This window comes from Herbiconiux daphne (assembly GCF_024979295.1).
Taxonomy (GTDB): domain Bacteria; phylum Actinomycetota; class Actinomycetes; order Actinomycetales; family Microbacteriaceae; genus Herbiconiux; species Herbiconiux daphnes.
The window spans coordinates 1-1820 of record NZ_JANLCJ010000063.1 but is presented as its reverse complement, the minus strand read 5'-3'; the positions used below and the strand labels follow the sequence as shown (position 1 = coordinate 1820).

The window sequence follows — 1820 nt, the reverse complement described above, 5'->3', positions numbered from 1 at the left end:
AATATTGCCGCTTCTACAGGGCATAAAATTACTGAAAGCATTAGCGATCAGGGTAATGAATTAACTACCGGGGAAATCGTTACTAAAGTAACCGCATTTAATAGCGATACTTTTATTGATGATAAAGCGGTTGATAATCACAATAACGTTGATACTGTTAATGATCGATTCCGCACCATGACAGACGAAGTTTTTTCAATCAAGACCGCATTTGATAACTTGTCTTTATTGCAGAAAACGAATATTATTAACGCTGTTGTTTTGGACACCGTTAACTATTTGACTGTAACAGTGTATTAATGTAGCCGTGTTCTAACCCTTATTTGTAGAGGTGTATTAATGAAAGTCTCACAATTGTATACGCTGGTTAACGGCGTTACCAAAGAAGTATTAGGCGAAAGCGCCGTAATTAACGAAGATCTGTCTAACGTTGTCGATATTGGTAAAGCGATTTTCGACACGGCTAACGTTGATAACTACGTTAAAAAACTTGTCGATCATATCGGTAAAGTAATTTTCGTTAACCGTGTATATTCTGGCGGTGTTCCTTCTGTCCTGATGGATGGTTGGGAATTCGGTTCTGTACTGGAAAAAATTTCTACCGGGTTGCCTGATGCTCAGGAAAATAAATCCTGGGATCTAACTGATGGTCAGGATTACAGCCCTAACGAATTTAAAAAGCCGGATGTGCAGGCTAAATTCTTTAACAGCAAAGTGACCTTTGAAATTCAAATGTCCTTTACTGAACTCCAGTTAAAATCCGCGTTTAGTTCTGCTGAACAATTGAACGGCTTTGTTTCCATGCTGTTGACCAGCGTAGAAAACTCAATGACCGTTAAAATTGACGGTCTGATTATGCGCGCTATTAATAACATGGTTGCGGAAACTCTGGTTGATGATCTGGGTACTGGTACGGCTGGCTCTAAAACTCTGGACTTCTCTAAATCCGGCGTTAAGGCTATTAACCTGCTGAAACTGTATAATGATTCAGTGCCTCCGGCTAACGTTATTTCGGCGGTTAATTGTTTGAGCAACCCTGATTTCATCCGTTTCGCTACTTACAAGATCGCGCTCTATTCAGATCGCATGACCAAAATTAGCAAGCTGTTTAACGTTGGGAAACAACCTCGCTTTACTCCGTCTGATTTGCAGAATGTTATTTTCCTGTCAGACTTTGCGAAAGCGTCCGAAACTTTCCTGCTGTCCACTACCTTTAATCCAGATCGTGTGACCCTCCCGGCTCATGATACTGTCCCATACTGGCAGGGTAGCGGCACTGATTATGCCTTTAAATCTATCGGCGTGATCGACGTTAAAACCGCTAGCGGCGAAACCGTTAAATTACCGTTTGAAGGTAATACTAAGGGTAATAAAAACGCCGCTATTCTGGGTGTTATTTGTGATAAAGAAGCGGTAGCGGTAGCAAATACCGATCGTCGTACTACTGTACAGTACAACGCCCGCGCTGAATTCTATAATAACTGGTTCAAAGCCGACGCCCAATATATTAACGACTTGAATGAAAACTGTATTGTTTTCTTCGTTGGTGAAACGGTCGCTTAATATATCGTAATTAATAAAAGGGCTGGCTATGTGCTGGCCTTTTTTATTGGGGGATTTATGGATCTAATTCTTTGCCGAACTTATGACGCCGAAAATGTCATGGGTAAAAAATTTGATAGTGAAACCACACTTGATATTTATTTAAAGAGGGATATTGATATTTCAAATCCCACTTTGATTTTAAAAAGTGAAGATGGTTTCAATGGGATTAATTACGCTAAAATTCCAATGTTGAAGCGTGTTTATTTTGTTGATAG

General features: G+C 39.9%; 3 protein-coding genes. All 3 read left to right on the top strand.

What is annotated here, in order from left to right; translation table 11 throughout:
* On the top strand, positions 1-300 hold a 300-nt coding region (locus tag N1032_RS22850), incomplete at its 5' end, for a hypothetical protein (RefSeq protein ID WP_259542611.1).
* 39 nt (positions 301-339) lie between these two features.
* Entirely contained in the window at positions 340-1563 is a 1224-nt protein-coding gene (locus tag N1032_RS22845; RefSeq protein ID WP_259542610.1) for a phage major capsid protein, read from the top strand.
* Positions 1564-1593: 30 nt separating this feature from the next.
* Positions 1594-1820 (top strand): hypothetical protein (locus N1032_RS22840; RefSeq protein ID WP_259542609.1); only part of this gene is annotated, 227 nt, incomplete at its 3' end.

What these genes read in the sequence shown, in the direction of transcription:
- N1032_RS22845 (WP_259542610.1), top strand. Translation starts at nt 340, where the DNA reads ATGAAAGTCTCACAATTGTATACGCTGGTTAACGGCGTTACCAAAGAA.